Source organism: Shewanella sp. QJM3NY_23 (assembly GCF_056173105.1).
Map to the genome: position 1 here is coordinate 845,748 of NZ_CM149657.1, position 17,297 is coordinate 863,044.

Annotated in this window: 17 protein-coding genes and 1 tRNA gene; 11 read left to right on the plus strand and 7 right to left on the minus strand. The window is 46.6% G+C overall.

Annotation, left to right across the window (positions count from 1 at the left end):
* Positions 1-50 precede the first annotated feature (50 nt).
* The 5 genes from potA to AC0VXX_RS03925 all read left to right on the plus strand — a co-directional run bounded on the left by potA (position 51) and on the right by AC0VXX_RS03925 (position 5,460).
* Positions 51-1,187, plus strand: coding sequence for a polyamine ABC transporter ATP-binding protein (gene potA, locus AC0VXX_RS03905; protein ID WP_475516003.1), 1,137 nt, complete (start codon positions 51-53; stop codon positions 1,185-1,187).
* Positions 1,184-2,110, plus strand: a complete 927-nt coding sequence (locus tag AC0VXX_RS03910) for an ABC transporter permease subunit (RefSeq protein ID WP_475516004.1) — start codon at positions 1,184-1,186, stop codon at positions 2,108-2,110. Before potA ends, AC0VXX_RS03910 begins: the two co-directional genes overlap by 4 nt.
* Positions 2,107-2,934 (plus strand): ABC transporter permease subunit, encoded by an 828-nt coding sequence (locus tag AC0VXX_RS03915; protein WP_475516005.1) that lies wholly within the window; start codon positions 2,107-2,109, stop codon positions 2,932-2,934. The genes AC0VXX_RS03910 and AC0VXX_RS03915 overlap by 4 nt, the downstream gene beginning before the upstream one ends.
* Before the next feature lie 106 nt (positions 2,935-3,040).
* Positions 3,041-4,327 carry an NAD(P)/FAD-dependent oxidoreductase gene (locus AC0VXX_RS03920; protein ID WP_475516006.1) on the plus strand — a complete coding sequence of 429 codons (1,287 nt, stop codon included), beginning with the start codon at positions 3,041-3,043 and terminating at the stop codon, positions 4,325-4,327.
* 245 nt (positions 4,328-4,572) lie between these two features.
* Positions 4,573-5,460 carry an IS982 family transposase gene (locus AC0VXX_RS03925; protein ID WP_475514308.1) on the plus strand — a complete coding sequence of 296 codons (888 nt, stop codon included), beginning with the start codon at positions 4,573-4,575 and terminating at the stop codon, positions 5,458-5,460.
* 90 nt (positions 5,461-5,550) lie between these two features.
* Here AC0VXX_RS03925 and AC0VXX_RS03930 read toward each other — a convergent pair.
* The 5 genes from AC0VXX_RS03930 to rpsU all read right to left on the minus strand — a co-directional run bounded on the left by AC0VXX_RS03930 (position 5,551) and on the right by rpsU (position 10,276).
* Positions 5,551-5,627: transfer RNA gene (locus AC0VXX_RS03930), tRNA-Ile, on the minus strand.
* 196 nt (positions 5,628-5,823) lie between these two features.
* Positions 5,824-7,662, minus strand: a complete 1,839-nt coding sequence (rpoD, locus tag AC0VXX_RS03935; RefSeq protein WP_475516007.1) for an RNA polymerase sigma factor RpoD — start codon at positions 7,660-7,662, stop codon at positions 5,824-5,826.
* Positions 7,663-7,787: 125 nt separating this feature from the next.
* The gene (gene dnaG / locus AC0VXX_RS03940) at positions 7,788-9,515 is read right to left on the minus strand and encodes a DNA primase (RefSeq protein ID WP_475516008.1); all 1,728 of its coding nucleotides are present in this window, start codon (positions 9,513-9,515) and stop codon (positions 7,788-7,790) included.
* Between the two features lie 95 nt (positions 9,516-9,610).
* The gene (locus tag AC0VXX_RS03945; RefSeq protein ID WP_475516009.1) at positions 9,611-10,054 is read right to left on the minus strand and encodes a GatB/YqeY domain-containing protein; all 444 of its coding nucleotides are present in this window, start codon (positions 10,052-10,054) and stop codon (positions 9,611-9,613) included.
* Between the two features lie 6 nt (positions 10,055-10,060).
* Positions 10,061-10,276, minus strand: a complete 216-nt coding sequence (gene rpsU, locus AC0VXX_RS03950; protein WP_006080725.1) for a 30S ribosomal protein S21 — start codon at positions 10,274-10,276, stop codon at positions 10,061-10,063.
* Positions 10,277-10,600: 324 nt separating this feature from the next.
* Here rpsU and tsaD point away from each other — a divergent pair, with 324 nt between their 5' ends.
* A complete protein-coding gene (tsaD, locus tag AC0VXX_RS03955; RefSeq protein ID WP_475516010.1) occupies positions 10,601-11,614 on the plus strand; it encodes a tRNA (adenosine(37)-N6)-threonylcarbamoyltransferase complex transferase subunit TsaD in 1,014 nt (337 codons plus the stop codon).
* Between the two features lie 44 nt (positions 11,615-11,658).
* Here tsaD and plsY read toward each other — a convergent pair whose 3' ends face one another.
* Entirely contained in the window at positions 11,659-12,270 is a 612-nt protein-coding gene (gene plsY, locus AC0VXX_RS03960; protein ID WP_475516011.1) for a glycerol-3-phosphate 1-O-acyltransferase PlsY, read from the minus strand.
* A gap of 296 nt (positions 12,271-12,566) precedes the next feature.
* Here plsY and folB point away from each other — a divergent pair, with 296 nt between their 5' ends.
* The 5 genes from folB (at position 12,567) to AC0VXX_RS03985 (ending at position 16,171) form a co-directional block, all read left to right on the plus strand.
* The gene (gene folB, locus AC0VXX_RS03965) at positions 12,567-12,920 is read left to right on the plus strand and encodes a dihydroneopterin aldolase (protein ID WP_110456060.1); all 354 of its coding nucleotides are present in this window, start codon (positions 12,567-12,569) and stop codon (positions 12,918-12,920) included.
* A 4-nt stretch (positions 12,921-12,924) separates the two neighbouring features.
* Positions 12,925-13,416, plus strand: a complete 492-nt coding sequence (gene folK / locus AC0VXX_RS03970) for a 2-amino-4-hydroxy-6-hydroxymethyldihydropteridine diphosphokinase (protein ID WP_475516012.1) — start codon at positions 12,925-12,927, stop codon at positions 13,414-13,416.
* Positions 13,417-13,439: 23 nt separating this feature from the next.
* Positions 13,440-14,240, plus strand: coding sequence for an undecaprenyl-diphosphate phosphatase (locus AC0VXX_RS03975; RefSeq protein WP_475516013.1), 801 nt, complete (start codon positions 13,440-13,442; stop codon positions 14,238-14,240).
* Positions 14,241-14,275: 35 nt separating this feature from the next.
* Positions 14,276-15,130, plus strand: a complete 855-nt coding sequence (locus AC0VXX_RS03980; protein WP_475516014.1) for a methyltransferase domain-containing protein — start codon at positions 14,276-14,278, stop codon at positions 15,128-15,130.
* Positions 15,131-15,229: 99 nt separating this feature from the next.
* The gene (locus tag AC0VXX_RS03985) at positions 15,230-16,171 is read left to right on the plus strand and encodes a L,D-transpeptidase family protein (RefSeq protein ID WP_475516015.1); all 942 of its coding nucleotides are present in this window, start codon (positions 15,230-15,232) and stop codon (positions 16,169-16,171) included.
* 177 nt (positions 16,172-16,348) lie between these two features.
* On the opposite strand, the gene cynR is transcribed toward AC0VXX_RS03985, so the two are convergent.
* A complete protein-coding gene (gene cynR / locus AC0VXX_RS03990; protein ID WP_475516016.1) occupies positions 16,349-17,236 on the minus strand; it encodes a transcriptional regulator CynR in 888 nt (295 codons plus the stop codon).
* Positions 17,237-17,297 lie beyond the last annotated feature (61 nt).

Below are 17,297 nucleotides of genomic sequence, written 5' to 3' on the forward strand. Positions count from 1 at the left end.
TTTTTAGTGTTGCAGTAAGTGCCAATGAGGCACTGTCGTGGAGAAGTACTATGACCAACAATTCGGGCGTCACCAATAAACCGACAACAAAGACGCAAGGAGAGGTATTGCTGAAGATCGATAGAGTCAGCAAATTATTTGACGATGTTCGCGCGGTAGACGACGTGTCATTGAATATTAATCGTGGGGAAATTTTTGCCTTATTAGGGGGATCGGGCTCCGGCAAGTCAACCTTGCTGCGCATATTAGCCGGTTTTGAAAAACCCTCTGAAGGTCGCATCTACCTCGACGGCGAAGATATTACCGATATGCCGCCCTACGAGCGTCCTATCAATATGATGTTTCAGTCTTATGCGTTATTCCCGCATATGACAGTGGCGCAGAATATCGCCTTTGGTTTAAAACAAGACAAAATGTCCAAAGCCGAAATCGACACTCGTGTGCAAGAGATGTTGAAACTGGTGCACATGGAAGCTTATGCCAAACGTAAGCCAAATCAGCTCTCAGGTGGTCAGCGTCAACGTGTCGCACTCGCTCGTTCGCTTGCTAAGCGGCCTAAATTATTACTGCTCGATGAGCCCATGGGCGCACTGGATAAAAAGTTGCGTACTCAGATGCAGCTTGAAGTGGTCGATATTCTCGAAGCGGTCGGGGTCACCTGTGTCATGGTGACCCATGATCAAGAAGAAGCCATGACCATGGCCGAACGTATCGCCATTATGAGCGATGGCTGGATAGTACAGACAGGCTCACCTATCGATATCTATGAGAGCCCAGCTAGCCGTATGGTGGCTGAGTTTATTGGCTCGGTTAACTTATTTGAAGGCGATATTGTCGAGGATGAGGTCGACCATGTGATTATTCAATCGCCCAATATTGACCAGCGATTCTACGTTGGCTACGGGGTATCGACTAGCGTGGATACCACGCAGGTATGGTTAGCGGTTAGACCGGAAAAAACCCAGATCAGCCGAGAGCAACCCCAAGGCGAATACAACTGGTGTGCAGGGGTCGTGGAGGATATCGCTTACCTTGGTGGTATTTCGGTCTACTACATTCGCTTAAGCAGTGGCCAACTGGTCCAGTCGGTGATGACCAACAGCGATCGCCGCTCAGATTCCCCCACCTGGGAGGAGAAGGTGTTTATCGGATGGGAGGCCACCAGTGGAGTGGTATTAAGATCATGAGTGGGGTCGTGCAAAAGCGAAAAAAATCGCTAAGACAACGATTATTCAAAGGGCAGCATTTAACCATAGGTGTGCCATACCTGTGGTTGTTGATGTTCTTTGCCTTGCCATTTGCGATTGTATTGAAGATCAGCCTATCGTCGCCAGCGATCGCCATTCCGCCTTACGACGCACTGTTTCAATATGCCGATGAGTCGCTGCAGATCTTACTTAATCTGGGTAACTACATCTTGGTGTTTGAAGACTCCCTGTATGTGAATGCCTATTTGGGGTCATTGAAAATGGCCTGTATCACCACGATTGGGTGTCTGCTGGTGGGGTATCCAATGGCATACGCCATTGCTAGAGCGCCGAAGCAGCATCAAACCGTGCTGATTTTGCTAGTGATGTTGCCTTCATGGACCTCATTTTTGATCCGCGTTTATGCCTGGATGGGCATATTAAGTAATAACGGTGTGATCAATAATGTGTTGATGTGGCTGGGGGTTATTTCCGATCCTATTCAAATGCTTAACACCAACTTTGCGGTTTATATCGGTATTATTTATACCTATCTGCCGTTTATGATTTTACCTTTGTATGCCAATTTATCTCAGCTAGATGGCAGTTTACTCGAAGCGGCAGCCGATTTAGGCTCGCGCAGCTTAAATACCTTCTGGAAGGTCACTTTGCCGCTCTCTAAGGGGGGGGTGATTGCTGGCTCTATGTTGGTCTTTATTCCTGTGGTGGGTGAGTTTGTTATTCCTGAACTATTGGGTGGCCCAGATTCTCTGATGATAGGTAAGGTGTTGTGGCAGGAGTTCTTTAATAACCGTGATTGGCCTGTAGCCTCATCGCTTGCGATTGTGATGTTGGCGCTATTGATTATTCCTATCACGCTGTTTCACCGTTATCAGTCAAAAAGCATGGAGAAAAAGATATGAGTAACAGACTAAAAAAACTCAGCTTTTCTACCGTTATGCTATGGGCTGGGATGATATTTCTCTACGCGCCTATGTTCATCTTGGTGTTCTACTCATTTAATGAATCCAAGTTGGTGACGGTGTGGGGCGGATTTTCGGCCAAGTGGTATGGCGAGTTGTTTCGCGATGATCAAATTTTAGATGCGGTTGCGACCAGTTTAAAAGTGGCTTTCTTCGCCTCTACCATGGCGGTGATCTTAGGCACCATGGCGGCATTTGTTATGACACGCTTTGCTCGCTCATGGGGCAGGTTAACCTTGTCGAACATGATCACGGCGCCTCTGGTGATGCCAGAGGTGATCACGGGTTTGTCACTATTGCTATTGTTTGTCCATATGGCAGATCTGTTTGGTTGGCCTGCTGAGCGCGGTATGTTGACGGTATGGATTGCCCATTCCACCTTCTGTGCCGCCTATGTTGCTGTGGTGGTCTCGTCGCGCTTACGTGAGTTAGATATGTCGATAGAGGAGGCGGCGCAAGATTTAGGCGCGACCCCGCTCAAGACCTTTTTCTATATCACGGTGCCGATGATCTCACCTGCCTTAATTGCCGGTTGGTTGTTGTCATTTAGCTTATCGCTCGATGATCTCGTGATCGCCAGTTTTGCCTCTGGTTCAGGTGCGACCACGCTGCCTATGGTAGTGTTCTCGTCGGTAAGGATGGGGGTATCACCTAAAATCAATGCGCTGGCAACCTTGATTATTTTACTGGTGTCACTGATCGCCTTTATCTCATGGTATATGGCGCGCCGCGCCGATAAGCGCAGCCGGATGGCCAGCGAATAACACCGATAGCATCGCAAAATAATGGCAAGCTACAGCAGTAAGGCTGCTGTAGCTTGTTAATACAACAGCATAATTATTATAACGATAACAATTCAGGGTGGTTGATATGAACTGTACACCTCATGCAAATTCCTATTATGCAGCGTCTGCAAATAACAAGCAGTTACGCGAAAAACTGGCCGATAATATTGAGACTGATGTCTGTATTATTGGCGCAGGATATACTGGTTTATCTTCGGCGATCCATCTATTAGAAGCGGGTTTTAAAGTCACTGTGCTAGAGGCCGCCCGTGTGGGCTTTGGTGCTTCTGGTCGTAATGGTGGGCAAATCGTCAATAGTTTTAGCCGTGATATCGATATGATTGAAAAAACGGTTGGCGTGGACAGAGCTAAATTATTTGGTGAGATGGCGTTCGAAGGTGGACGCATTATTAAAAATTTAGTCGCGAAATATAATATTCAATGTGATTTAAAAGATGGTGGGGTATTTGCTGCACTCAATAAAAAGCAGATGGGGCATTTAGAATCACAAAAAGCCTTATGGGAGCGCCATGGTCACCTTGGGCACCTTGAATTACTCGATGAATCGGGAATTCGTGGGGTAGTCGATTCTGAGCGTTACATCGGCGGCTTGCTCGACAAGAGTGGCGGCCATATTCATCCGCTTAACTTAGCGTTAGGCGAAGCCGATGCGGTGGAATCCCTTGGTGGGCAAATTTTTGAAGATTCGGCTGTCATTAAAGTCGATGAGGGGGATAGCCCTGTTGTGCACACTAAGGAGGGCTCGGTTAAATGTAAGTTTGTGATTGTGGCGGGTAACGCCTACCTCAATGGCTTAATACCTGAGCTACAAGCTAAATCTATGCCTTGTGGCACTCAGGTGATCACCACTGAACCCTTAGGGGCTGAGTTGGCCCAGTCGTTATTACCACAAGATTACTGCGTCGAAGATTGTAACTACTTGCTCGATTACTACCGTTTATCGGGTGATAAACGTCTTATTTACGGCGGTGGAGTGGTGTATGGTGCGCGGGATCCCGCCGATATTGAAGCAATTATTCGCCCCAAGATGCTTGAGACCTTTCCCCAGCTTAAAGACGTTAAGATAGAATTTGCCTGGACGGGGAATTTCCTATTGACCCTGTCTCGTCTGCCGCAAGTGGGGCGCATCGGCAGTAATATTTATTATTCTCAAGGCTGTAGCGGCCATGGTGTGACTTACACTCATTTGGCTGGGCAAATTTTGGCTGAGACGATTAATGGGCAAGCTAAACGTTTTGATGCCTTTGCCAGCTTGCCTCATTATCCATTCCCTGGCGGCCATCTGTTGCAGGTGCCATTTTCAGCCATCGGCGCTTGGTATTACACCATGCGTGATAAGCTTGGCGTATAAATAAAGGTGTAGCCGCAATACGCTAACGACTTATTATGAAGTATTAAAAAGCCCGAGTCTCTCGGGCTTTTTTGTTTAAATGGGTGCCCATTACAGACTTGAACTGCTTGGTACTTGAACTGATGACTATGGTGAGGTGGCCACTTTTAGTGTAGTTAACCTGAACTCGGGATAAGAAATTGAACTAATAGCCCTCTTTGTGATCAGATCTCTCGACCAAGATTAATCAATCACGCAGAGGGCATATGAATAATTTAGTGGATGTATTTTGTGATGTCGATGATTTTTGTAATGCTTTTATTCCTCAATGGGAACAACAGTGCCTAACCGATGGAACTCGCAAGCGTAAGCGCGCAGGCAGAATGACGATGAGTGAAATTATGACAATTATCATCGCCTTCCATATGTCTAATCATCGTGACTTCAAGAATTTTTACACAGGATATCTGGCTCGTTTCTACAAATCTGATTTTCCAAACTTACTCAGCTACACTCGATTTCTTGAAGTCATGCCGAGTGCAGTCATTCCAATGTGCAGTTATTTTTCCTCTTTAAAAAGCGAACCGACAGGCATCGAGTTCGTTGACTCAACGAGCATTAAGGTTTGTCATAATTTACGAATTCCAAGGCATAAAACGCTAGCAGGTCTCGCCAGCCGAGGAAAAGGCACGATGGGCTGGTTCTATGGTTTTAAACTTCATCTTATTGTGAACCATCGAGGTGGCATCGTTGCAGCCAAAATAACACCTGCGAATGTTCATGACACGAAACCCGTAAAAGATATGGTCGTTGAATCAATGGATAAACTCTATGCTGATAAGGGGTATATCGGCAAAGCGTTAGCAGGCGACCTATTAGAACGTGGGGTAACTATCGTTAATAACGTGCGTAAAAATATGAAAGCAAAGGCTTTATCATTATGGGATAGAGCCATGCTTTCTAGACGATTTATTATCGAAACAATCAATGACCAGCTAAAAAACATCTCACAAATAGAGCATACACGGCACCGCAGCGTACATGGTTTCATGCTTAATGTGATAGGTGGTTTAGTGGCTTATCAACTCAAAGAGAATAAGCCACAACTCAATATTACATCAGCAGAATTCAACGTGATTTCAGTGTTACGTTAAACCGATCTGAGGTTAGTTAGTAAGCTTATTGGCATGAAAAATTACAGGCACAAAAAAGCCCGCACTAGGTGCAGGCTTTTCTGTTTAAATTGGTGGCCCCTCACAGACTTGAACTGTGGACCTGACGATTATGAGTCGTATGCTCTAACCAACTGAGCTAAGGGGCCGACTTAAGATGGTCGTCACCATCGAAAGCGCTGAGAAGTATACGAGGTTTAATTGCCGTTGTCACCCCAGAATATGGTCCAAATCCCAAGTTTGAATTCAATTGGTTATCTGTTAATCAATCTGATGCTAATCTCCATTGAAAACAAAAAGCCCAGCAAGATGCTGGGCTTTTTGGGGCCGTTAAAACGAGTATGACTACTCGTCGAGGAACGACTTTAAGATCTCTGAGCGAGAAGGGTGACGTAGCTTACGCAACGCTTTTGCTTCAATCTGACGAATACGCTCACGTGTTACGTCAAATTGCTTGCCCACTTCCTCAAGCGTGTGGTCGGTATTCATATCGATACCGAAACGCATACGCAGTACTTTTGCTTCGCGGGCGGTAAGGCCGGCTAACACTTCGTGAGTAGCGTTTCTTAAGCTTTCGCCAGTCGCCGAATCCAATGGCAGCTCGAGGGTAGTATCCTCGATAAAATCACCTAAGTGCGAATCTTCATCGTCACCAATAGGGGTTTCCATTGAGATTGGCTCTTTAGCAATCTTAAGTACCTTACGGATCTTATCTTCAGGCATTAACATACGCTCGGCTAACTCTTCTGGTGAAGGTTCGCGCCCCATCTCTTGTAGCATTTGACGAGAGATACGGTTGAGCTTGTTAATTGTTTCAATCATATGCACTGGGATACGGATCGTTCTTGCTTGGTCAGCAATAGAGCGAGTGATTGCCTGACGGATCCACCATGTTGCATAAGTTGAGAACTTATAGCCACGACGATATTCAAACTTATCAACGGCTTTCATCAAACCTATGTTACCTTCTTGGATTAGATCCAAGAATTGTAAACCACGGTTAGTGTACTTTTTCGCGATAGAGATAACCAAACGTAAGTTGGCTTCAACCATCTCTTTTTTCGCCCGGCGAGCCTTAGCTTCACCGATTGACATACGACGGTTAATATCTTTAATCGCAGCAATCGCCAGGCCGGTTTCGTTTTCAATCGCATCAAGCTTAGCGCGGCAACGACGTACGTCGTCGGCAACCATAGCTAAACCTTCTGAATAAGGTTTCTTAGCGGCGATCTCATCGTTAAACCAGTCGATGCTACTTTCGTTAGAAGTATATACTTTAACGAAGTTTTTCTTTGGCATCTTGGCTTGTTCAACACACAGTTTCATGATGAGGCGTTCTTGAACACGCACTTTGTCCATCATTTCACGCATGCTTTTAACAAGGCGATCGAACTGTTTTGGAACTAGGCGGAACTCTTTAAAGATTTCGCCAATTTCAAATAACGCCTTGGTCGATTCCGGATGCTCACGGCCTTTTTCGGCAATGATTTTTAATGCGCGTTCATGGGCTTCGCGAAGTTGAGTGAAACGCTCGCGCGCTTCTTCAGGATCTGGCCCTTTCGGGGTATCATCCTCTTCTTCTTCACTATCCTCATCATCGTCGTCATCTTCGTCATCGAGTTCGTCATCTGAGAGTTCCGAGCCAATGTGTGTTGCTGTTGGGGCAACATCTTCAGCATTGGGGTCCACAAATCCAGAGATTATGTCTGATAGTCTGACTTCTTCAGCTTCGTAGCGGTCGTATTGCTCAAGGATCATGGCGATCGCTTTAGGATACTCAGCTACAGAGGCCTGAACGGTATTGATGCCTTCTTCAATACGCTTAGCGATAACAATCTCGCCTTCGCGGGTCAGAAGTTCTACCGTGCCCATTTCACGCATGTACATGCGCACAGGGTCTGTCGTACGTCCGAGTTCAGCCTCTACCGTAGCCAGTGCTGCGGCAGCTTCTTCGGCAGCATCCTCATCGGTGCTGTCTTCAGACATCATGATCTCATCGGCATCCGGCGCCTGCTCGTAGACGCGAATACCCATGTCATTAATCATCTGGATAATATCTTCGATCTGGTCAGAATCGACCATATCTGCAGGTAAGTGATCGTTCACTTCTGCATAGGTTAAATAACCTTGCTCTTTACCTTTGGCAAGCAACAATTTAAGTTGCGACTGCGGAGTATGCTCCATAGATATCATCCAAGTTGGGTAACTGTTACAACGACGGACAAACGAGTGCCGCGCAAATCGTCAATTATAGCCTTGTGTGTAGCGCTGTGCTAGCCCAAGTCATTACTTTAAGACAAATTTTGCTCTTAAGTTTGACCCTGTATCACAGCAATGAGCTTTTTCAATTGCATCCGCTCTTCTTTAGTATGGTGCTGTTTTAAGCTCAATTCCTGATATCGTTGCTCAATGTATTGATTGTTTAACCATATCAGGGCTTTTTTGAACTCTTGCTGCAAATTTTCATCCGCCACTTGATGTTCCCATTGGGTCAATTTTTTCAGGGTGCCTAATTGGTCATCACCTCTGAACTGTTCAAGTAGTTGTGCGCTGTTTATCTTGTTGGCTCGAGTTCGGTCTAATAAGAGGGTCAGCAAATCGATGCCGGCCATCTTGATATGTTTTAGCGCTGGTTGCTCTGGTAATCCGTTACCTAAGCTGGGATCTTGTACTAACAGTGCGATGGCTAGTCGCAACGGTGTTCCACGTCCCTTGAGCGCTTTATTGTGCAGCGTTTGACTCTGTTTGGTTGCTTTAAAACCGAGTTTACGTTGCAACTCTTCCGCACTGTTCATGCCGAGTTTATAGGCTAGGTTTTCTAGTAATAAACTTTGCAGAACAGTATCTTGTACTTTTTCTATCAGCACCATGGCTTGTTTAGCCAAGGTGCCTTTATCTGTGCCATAGCGGCTGGCTAAGGTATCGAATAAAAATTCGGGTAACAGCTTAGCCTCAGTGATTAACTGTTCAAATGCCGGCTTGCCAATTTGTCTGACCATAGAATCAGGGTCTTCGCCTTGAGGCAAAAACATAAATTTGACCTGATCGCCAGGTTTTAACAGCGGCAGCGCCGTCTCTAATGCGCGCCAGGCAGCTTCGATACCCGCTTTATCGCCGTCATAACAACAAACGACCTCTTTAGCGCTACGTAACAGTAACTGAAATTGCTCTGCCGTTGTTGATGTACCGAGCGATGCTACGGCGTAATCAACATCAAACTGAGCCAATGCCACCACGTCCATGTAACCTTCAACAATTAATATTTGATTGGGGTCTCTGTGACGCTGCTTTAGCTCATATAAGCCGTATAGCTCATACCCTTTATGAAATATGGGCGTTTCAGGCGAATTCAAGTATTTTGGCGTGCCGTCACCGAGGACGCGCCCACCAAAGCCGATCACTCTGCCACGTCTATCGCGGATCGGAAACATCAGCCTGTCACGGAACCTGTCGTAACGTTTGCCATTATCGTTTTCGATCACCATTCCGGCGGTGAGCAGTTTATCTTGTGAATCTTGGTTGTGCCGATAACGACTGAGTAATCCATCCCAGCCATCGGGTGCAAAGCCAATATTGAAGTGTTTAATTACTTCATCGGACAATCCACGATGGCTTAAATAATCGAGCACTTTTTGTTTATCTGGATGCTGTCTCAGCTGGCTTTGAAAAAATAGGCTGGCCTCATCCATTAATTGGTAGAGGTCGCGACTTAGCCCTTCATCACGGCGTTTTCCGGTGCCTTGCTCTCTGGGGACTTCTAAGCCTAATTGGCCTGCAAGTTCTTCTATCGCATCGACAAAGTCTAATCTGTCATATTCCATGACAAAGTCGATAGCATTGCCATGAGCGCCGCAGCCAAAACAGTGGTAAAACTGCTTGTCTCTGCTGACAGTAAAGGACGGTGATTTTTCGCTATGAAACGGGCAACAGGCAGAATGATTTTTCCCCGCCTTTTTCAGGGGGACTTTAGCATCGATAAGATCGACTATATCGGTGCGAGCTACAAGCTCATTGATAAAATCACGAGGTATCGCCATTGGTATATAAATGCCGCCTTTTCGCGAAAAAATTGAAATAGTACAAACAAACAAGCCGTGCTTTAGCACGGCTCATTCATACATTGAACACTAAGTTACTGAAGCTTAGCCTTAATCATGGCGCCAATCGCCGCCATGTCAGCTCGTCCTTGTACCTTAGGTTTCAACGCTCCCATTACTTTGCCCATATCCGCCATGGATGATGCACCGACCTCTTGGACCGTTGCATCTACTAGCTGAGCTACCTCTTCTTTTGAAAGAGGTTTCGGCAGGAAAGTTTCAAGTACTTGAATCTCACTTGCTTCAGCATCGGCTAGTTCGTCACGACCCGCTGCACTGTATTGCGCAATAGAATCACGACGCTGTTTAACCATTTTGGTTAAGACAGCTATGGCTTGATCATCATTCAGATATTCGCGGGTATCCACTTCAATCTGTTTGATGGCAGCCAGTGCCATACGAATAGTTCCCAAGCGCACCTTATCTTTGGCGCGCATGGCATCTTTCATTTGGTCTTTTAGCTGATCAATTAGGCTCATAAGAGATTAGTATAAACGTACGCGACGCGCATTTTCACGAGAAAGCTTCTTAGCAAGACGCTTAACTGCAGCGGCTTTAGCACGCTTACGTGCAGTAGTTGGCTTCTCGTAAAATTCACGAGCACGAACGTCGGCTAAGATACCAGCTTTTTCACAAGAGCGCTTGAAACGACGTAAAGCTACGTCAAATGGTTCATTTTCACGTACTTTAATAATTGGCATACGCCATCACCCCTTAGGTGTAGGTTGTATTGAGTTAATTAATTAACTCAAGTTAATTTAAAAATGGTGCGGAATTCTATACCGACTACCAATAGTTTGTAAACCCCTTTGTAGCGATCCTATTTGCGATCTTTACTCGGTGTTTAGATAAAGTTTAGCATTTGGCGTTGGACTTGGTGAGTCCTCAGCCCTGATATAGCGTGATAATCAACCATTATAACGCCGTCGCGGCAAGGGGGGAAGAGGGAGGTCATTTATCGATTGGTATAATTGCCACAGAGCAGGTAAAATTGGTCGCCACTTCATTTAGGTAGACAGGAAACGATGCGAGTTATAGGTATAGAGACATCTTGTGATGAAACCGGTATTGCCGTTTATGACGACGAGAAAGGGCTTTTATCTCATACACTTTACAGTCAGGTTAAGTTACACGCCGATTATGGTGGGGTGGTCCCTGAGCTGGCCTCGCGCGATCATGTCCGTAAAATAGTGCCACTGATAAAACAAGCGTTAGCCGATGCTAACTGCACCCAAGATGATATCGATGGCATTGCTTATACTAAAGGTCCTGGTTTAGTGGGGGCATTGCTTGTTGGTGCCTGTGTTGGCCGCGCTTTGGCCTTTGCTTGGGGAAAACCCGCCGTGGGCGTACACCATATGGAAGGGCATTTACTCGCGCCTATGCTCGAAGATAATGTACCTGAATTCCCTTTCTTGGCCTTGTTGGTGTCAGGGGGGCATTCGATGATGGTCGCGGTTGAAGGCATAGGTCGTTATCAGGTGCTTGGCGAGTCGGTTGATGATGCTGCCGGTGAGGCGTTTGATAAAACCGCCAAGCTGATGGGCTTAGATTACCCCGGAGGCCCAAGACTGGCAAAATTGGCCGCTCAAGGGCAACCTAATTGTTATCGTTTTCCACGCCCTATGACAGATCGCCCAGGGCTTGATTTTAGTTTTTCTGGCCTTAAAACCTTTGCCGCCAATACGATTGCCGCCGAGCCCGATGATGAGCAGACTCGCGCGAATATTGCCCGCGCATTTGAAGAGGCGGTGGTTGATACCTTAGCCATCAAGTGTAAGCGCGCGCTTAAGCAAACTGGGTATAACCGCTTAGTGATAGCCGGAGGCGTGAGTGCCAATAGCCGTTTAAGAGCGTCATTAGCGCAAATGATGCAAGATCTCGGCGGGCAGGTTTATTATCCACGTGGTGAGTTCTGTACCGATAATGGCGCGATGATCGCCTATGCGGGCATGCAGCGTTTAAAAGCCGGCCAGATAGAAGATTTAGCCGTTAAAGGTATGCCACGCTGGCCGTTAGATTCATTACCGCCAGTATAGTCGTGCCGTTAGCCTGTGAATAGCCCAGTACAAAGTAGCCCTTTTTACTGGGCTTTTTCTTTCTTTTTACGCGACACTTTCGACTCTTCTCCCTTTAACAGGCGAGCGATATTTTCTCGATGGCGGATCACGATTAACATGGACAACATGGCTACGGGGATGGTGAAGCGATCGTCGAAATACCACGTATAAACTGGTGCGAGTAAAGCGGTCATGATGGCCGCTAAAGATGAATAACGGCAGATAATGACTAAGATTATCCATGTCAGCATCAACGAGAGTGATAGGTCTGCACCTATGGGAGCCATAGCGCCAAAGGCGGTCGCAACGCCTTTACCACCTTTAAATTTAAAAAAGATAGGAAAGATATGCCCTAGGCAGGCGCTAATAGCGATAATACCTAAGGGAACGGCATCGACACCGAGGCGAAAAGCGATGTAGGTAGGGATGGCGCCTTTAAGCATGTCGAAGAGCAACACCGTGGCTGCGGCGCTCGCGCCACCGATACGCAAGACATTGGTCGCGCCAGGGTTACCAGAACCTTCGTTACGGGGGTCGGGTAAGCCTCGAAGACGACACACTAGCACTGCACTGGAGATTGAACCGGCCAAGTAGGCGATCAAAATCATCGCTAGAGTGAACAGCGTTAAGCTCAAATTGGTTTCCTTATCCTTCTTAAGGTATTATCGCGACCTAGCATTGAGGCCTCTCATTAACCTTATATTTTACGCACTGGTTGATAGAGCGGTTGTAATGAGCAGCGGGGCGATGTCATCCGTTCTCATGAACCCTGTTTCGATGCCATTACAGCAGCTTATCCTACTTGGGTTTTTAGCTGTAAGAAAGGGGTAAACACAGTTATCTGTGCAATTTTGTCATTATATCAAGATTGGACTCATTAGCTTATTAGACCTCTTTTTACCAACACTTAACTTGCCTAGCGGGAGGCATTATGGACAAGGTGCTTATTTCACAATTGAAAGTGGAAACAGTGATTGGAATTTACGAGTGGGAAAAGCAGATCCATCAGCAACTGTTAATCGATCTGGAAATGGCCTGGGATAATGGCCCGGCCGCCGACAGCGACGATTACCAATATGCGTTGTGCTATGAAACGGTTTCTAATCGTTTAGTTGAGCTTATTACCGAAAAGCCAATTGAACTCATTGAAACGGTTGCCGAAATGTGCGCTAAGTGCGTGATGACGGAGTTTGATGTGCCTTGGGTAAAAGTGAAAGTGATGAAGCCCGGTGCGGTCCCTTCAGCATCCGCTGTCGGCGTAGAAATACAACGAGGTCATCTATAATACTATGGCGCGTATTTTTATTAGTATTGGCAGTAATATCGACGCCGAGCATTACTTTAACGCGGCCCTTAAGGCGTTAACAGAACACTTTTCAAACCTGTGCCTATCGTCGGTATTTGAAAGCGAAGCGGTGGGATTTAAGGGCAGTAATTTTCTCAATATGGTGGTGGCTGCCGACACGCCATTAACCATAGCGCAAGTGGTTGCGCTGTTTAAACGCATAGAACAAGACAATGGCCGCAGTTTAGGGGCCAAAAAATACAGCCCACGGACCTTAGATCTTGACCTGTTACTGTATGACGACTGGGTGGGTCAAACCCCGGTAGAACTGCCTCGCGCAGAGATCACCACCAATGCTTTTGTACTGTGGCCATTAGCCGAGATCGCGCCGACATTACTGCATCCCGTCGAGCAACAAACCTACCAAACCTTGTGGGATAACTTTGATAAGTCGCAGCAAAAGCTGTGGCCGATTGAATTTCATTGGTGTTACTAACAATCCATCGATAAAGGATAAATATGGATACGTTTCAGGTAATTGTATTGGCGCTGATCCAGGGCCTTACGGAGTTTTTACCTATTTCTAGCTCGGCGCATTTAATTCTGCCCGCCCAGCTTTTAGGCTGGCAAGATCAAGGATTAACCTTCGATGTTGCTGTGAATACTGGCTCATTGCTGGCAGTGGTTATCTATTTTCGCCGTGAGTTATGGTCGATGTTTACCGCTTGGACTGGCAGCATTGTTAGCGGTCAGCAAGATGAGCAAAGTAAACTCGCATGGTGGATCATTTTAGCCACCATTCCAGCGGTTATTGTGGGCTTTACTGCCAAAGGGTTTATCGCCACGCATCTGCGCAATATTGAAGTAATTGCCTTTACCACCATAGTATTTGGCCTGCTACTTTGGTGGGCGGACCGCATGACGCGAGAAGGGTTTAGTGAGTTTCAGGTCGGGTGGAAGAAAGCCCTAGTGATAGGTATCGCCCAAGCGATGGCGTTGATCCCGGGGACGTCGCGTTCTGGTGCCACCATAACTGCCGCCTTGATGTTAGGCTTGAGCCGCGAAGCGGCAGCACGCTTTTCGTTTTTAATGTCGGTGCCAGTCAGTTTAGGGGCCGCTATTTTAGTGGTTAAAGATCTCATTGAAAGTGGTGAGGCGCTAGACTATCAAGCCTTGGGCTTAGGTACTGTGCTCTCTTTTGTGGCGGCATACCTTTGTATTCATTATTTTCTTAAAATTATTAGCCGCATGGGTATGACACCCTTTGTTATTTATCGCCTAGCGTTAGGTGCAGTGTTGTGTGTGGTGATTTTCGCTTAACGTTTTTATTTACCATGAATTATTAAAGAGATCCCATGATCAGCCATTATTTATGTCCCGTTTGCCAAGCTCAGATGTCGATTCATGAGGCTTCACAAGGGCTACATTGCCCTAACAAGCATCATTTAGATAAAAATGAGCAAGGGTATTGGGTTTTCAGCCAAGCTAAAAAGCCGCACATGGACTCTCGTCAGGTGATGCGCGCTAAGCGTTTCTTGCTTGAGTCTGGCGTGTTTACCCCGCTGCTAGATGCGTTAAAACAGCAACTGACTCTCGCTTTGGCAAAATACGTGACAGACCAAGATGCTGCGGTTAACCATTTAGATTTTGATTGTGGTGACGGCTTTTACTTGCGAGCCCTGACCGATACCCTGCAAGGCGTGGCAGTAAACTGCAATCAAACAGGGATAGGTGAGGCGGAAAACGCCTTATTTGCGGCGGTTAAAAGTCACCCTGAGGCAACCTACATCGTCAGTCAGTTAAAGCAGCTTCCCTTTGTGGATGAATGCTTTGATCTCGTCACGCTTATCGATAAGCCACTTAAAGGCAAAGAGTTGTTACGTGTGCTTAAGCCTAACGGTTTGTTTGTACAGGTTTCACCCGGCCCGCGTCATCTGTGGCAAATTAAGCAGTATCTCTATAAAGACTTAACCGAAAAACCTGCCGATCTTACCTTAGCGAAAGGGCTTGAGCTTATCCATCAGCAACGGGTGAGTTTTACGCTTAATGTCACCCCTGATGATGCGGTGACCCTATTAGAGATGACGCCTTATGCTTGGCGAGCGGCCGATAAGGTAAAGCGGCAGATGTTAACTGGGGACTTTAGCCAACTTGAAGTTGATTTTTACCTTACCCTGAGTCGTAAACAAATGATTGAAAAGGTTAATTAGCCTTAGCTAACATTGAGCACTAGAAAATAGGCTTGGCTCAAGGTACCCTTTAACTTATTAAGGCTAGGCCATTAACACCCAGATTAGGAAGTAAAATCGATGATGCGTAAAATGCTGTTGGTCATCTTGTGGTTATTGCCGTGCTATACACTTGCCAATGTGTATTCTTTACCAACCAATGGTGGACGCCTGATTGGTGAGTTACAGACGCATGTGGTTCAGCAGGGAGAATATTTTAAGACTATCGCCGATCATTATAATGTCGGTATTTTAGAGTTGATGGAAACCAACCCTGGCGTCGATCCTTTTTTGCCCACGCCTGGCACGGCATTGACCATACCGACACAGATGTTGTTACCAGATGTGCCGCGTCAAGGTATTGTGATTAACTTGCCTGAGCTGCGTCTCTATTATTTTCCTGATAATGGCCGTGAAGTCCATGTATTTCCTGTCGGTATTGGCCGTGTTGGGCGTGAAACACCAGAGATGGTGACTAAAATTAAGTCGCGTATTCCTAATCCAAGTTGGACACCGCCGGCCAGTATTCGCGCCGACCACTTACGCGAGCGTGGCGAAGTGTTACCGCGCGTGGTGCCAGCGGGGCCCGATAACCCCTTAGGCCAATATGCGATGCAACTCTCTTATGGCGATGGTAGTTATCTGATCCACGGTACCAATAAAGATTTTGGTATCGGTATGCGCGTCAGTGCCGGCTGTATAAGGCTTAACCCTGACGATATTGAGTGGTTATTTAATCAGTCAAAATATGGCGATAACGTACGAGTGATAAATCAAGCGGTGAAAATATCGGCTGAGCCAGATGGCAGGCATATTATTGAGGTGCATTCGCCGTTGTCTGAGTCGGAAGATGAGCCCAGCAATAAGGTGATCACCTTAAACAGTCAAGTGGTTAAGTTCATCAGTCAAGATAAGGTCGATAGGGCTAAAGCCAACGATGCCATACTGACTCAAAACGGCATTCCTGTGAGTATCTCTCGTGATGAGTTAAGCTCGCCTGAGTTTAGCTGGTCATTGAATTAATCCTTTCACGACACTGACACTGTCGATAGCGTGATTAAGCGCCCCTTTGGGCGCTTTTTTATGGCTGATTTTTATAAGTTTAAATCGCGCTGGTAATCATTCAGTGCTTCAGCGCTTGTCTCTAAGGTAATCGCTCCATCTTGGGAAGCATTTCATTAGGATAAACAGCGGGATAGATCAAGCAAATTTATCGGCCACTAACTTATGGGCTAACTCAATAAATGCTGCCGCTGCCGCGCTTTGATAGGCGCCTTTGCGTTGCATTAATACTGCCGTTCGTTGTAACAAAGAGGGCGCAAGGGCGATAGCGACAAGTTCGTCGCGATTACTCGCAATGTTGGACGGCAGCAAGGTGGTTAGCCCAGTGTGGCGCACAATCTCAATCACCGCACTAAGAGAGTTAACTTCCATGAGCACTCGCGGCTGCACTTGATGCTGGCGACAATAGCGATCAATCTGTTCTCGGGTGGCAAACTCACTGCTTAGCAATACCAGTGACTGTTCACTTAGTGTGGGCAGGTCAATCGCGCCCATCTTGGCAAGTGGATGCTCGCGTCCCACCACCAATGCCAGTGTTTCTTCTAGCAGTGTTTGCGCGGCAATATCGGCAGACTGGACATCATCAAAGGCAATACCCAGATCAAACTTATCATCGAGCAGGCGCTCTTCCATCCGTTCTTGTGACATCTCCTGCACGCTCAGTGTGACGTTGGGGTATTGAGCATGAAATGCCTGTATTAACGGACCGATGAGATAGGTGGTGAAGGTGGGAGTAATGGCAATGCGCAGCGCGCCGCGGCTCATGTTTTGTACATCGTGAATCGCTCGTCGGCCCTCTTCTAAATCTTGCTGGGCGCGACGGGCGTAGCGGGCATAGACCTCTCCAGCATCCGTAAGCTTTATGGTGCGGCCTGTGCGATCGAATAAGGTTGCTCCAAGGCTTTCCTCTAATTGCTTTATCTGTTGTGACAACGCCGGCTGTGACACATACAGGGAAGTTGCGGCTCGCGTAAAGCTGCGATGCTCTGCAACCGCGAGAAAATAATTGATATGTCGTAATAGCATGGCTTACCTATAAGTATTGCTTATGGCGGTAATAATATATCGGTCTTTTACCTTATCACAA

Coding starts and splice junctions, on each gene's coding strand:
- AC0VXX_RS03985 (WP_475516015.1), top strand. CDS start 15,230: ATGATGCGTAAAATGCTGTTGGTCATCTTGTGGTTATTGCCGTGCTAT.
- AC0VXX_RS03910 (WP_475516004.1), top strand. CDS start 1,184: ATGAGTGGGGTCGTGCAAAAGCGAAAAAAATCGCTAAGACAACGATTA.
- rpoD (WP_475516007.1), bottom strand. CDS start 7,662: ATGGAGCATACTCCGCAGTCGCAACTTAAATTGTTGCTTGCCAAAGGT.
- AC0VXX_RS03925 (WP_475514308.1), top strand. CDS start 4,573: ATGAATAATTTAGTGGATGTATTTTGTGATGTCGATGATTTTTGTAAT.
- AC0VXX_RS03915 (WP_475516005.1), top strand. CDS start 2,107: ATGAGTAACAGACTAAAAAAACTCAGCTTTTCTACCGTTATGCTATGG.
- folB (WP_110456060.1), top strand. CDS start 12,567: ATGGACAAGGTGCTTATTTCACAATTGAAAGTGGAAACAGTGATTGGA.
- tsaD (WP_475516010.1), top strand. CDS start 10,601: ATGCGAGTTATAGGTATAGAGACATCTTGTGATGAAACCGGTATTGCC.
- rpsU (WP_006080725.1), bottom strand. CDS start 10,276: ATGCCAATTATTAAAGTACGTGAAAATGAACCATTTGACGTAGCTTTA.
- AC0VXX_RS03945 (WP_475516009.1), bottom strand. CDS start 10,054: ATGAGCCTAATTGATCAGCTAAAAGACCAAATGAAAGATGCCATGCGC.
- potA (WP_475516003.1), top strand. CDS start 51: ATGACCAACAATTCGGGCGTCACCAATAAACCGACAACAAAGACGCAA.
- AC0VXX_RS03920 (WP_475516006.1), top strand. CDS start 3,041: ATGAACTGTACACCTCATGCAAATTCCTATTATGCAGCGTCTGCAAAT.
- dnaG (WP_475516008.1), bottom strand. CDS start 9,515: ATGGCGATACCTCGTGATTTTATCAATGAGCTTGTAGCTCGCACCGAT.
- AC0VXX_RS03975 (WP_475516013.1), top strand. CDS start 13,440: ATGGATACGTTTCAGGTAATTGTATTGGCGCTGATCCAGGGCCTTACG.
- AC0VXX_RS03980 (WP_475516014.1), top strand. CDS start 14,276: ATGATCAGCCATTATTTATGTCCCGTTTGCCAAGCTCAGATGTCGATT.
- cynR (WP_475516016.1), bottom strand. CDS start 17,236: ATGCTATTACGACATATCAATTATTTTCTCGCGGTTGCAGAGCATCGC.
- folK (WP_475516012.1), top strand. CDS start 12,925: ATGGCGCGTATTTTTATTAGTATTGGCAGTAATATCGACGCCGAGCAT.